Source organism: Paenibacillus sp. P4_A7, from assembly GCF_056402455.1.
The window spans coordinates 1-526 of the sequence record NZ_JBFUHJ010000934.1 but is presented as its reverse complement, the minus strand read 5'-3'; the positions used below and the strand labels follow the sequence as shown (position 1 = coordinate 526).

The window sequence follows — 526 nt, the reverse complement described above, 5'->3', positions numbered from 1 at the left end:
TTTCAGATGTTTTAATAAACACAATACCTTTGACTATCTTTGTAATCATTGATACTTACAAAAGAAAACAGTCATCTATTCCTCTTCTTATTGTTCAAGCAAGTTTCTACGTATATATTTTATGTGTATATTATTTAACTCTTTTTCCATTGTCGATGGAGAATGGCTTTTCCAATTCTTATTGGATAAGAGGTATCAATATCGTCCCATTTAATATCTTCAGCGACTATTCTTTATTAGAAAGACAAATCGTTGGGAACCTTATAATGCTGATGCCTTTAGGTATATACCTTCACTTTCTGTATAAACCATTTACAACTACGATAAAATCATTTCTTGTACTTTTCTTAGTTTCCTTCACCATTGAAATTACTCAGCTCATATTTTCAGCTGGAAGCACTGATATTGATGATATTATACTAAACACTGTAGGTGGATATTTTGCTTTTCTGTGTTTTAAGCTTGCGATATCTTTTCACGGGATAAAAAAAGAAAAACAGTTGCTCAACATAGAAATCAGTAAGCC

1 protein-coding gene is annotated in these 526 nt (G+C 31.0%); it reads left to right on the top strand.

Annotated features, from left to right (window positions below):
- The coding region (locus AC1DWN_RS35025; RefSeq protein WP_477563386.1) for a VanZ family protein at positions 1 to 526 on the top strand (526 nt) is incomplete at both ends.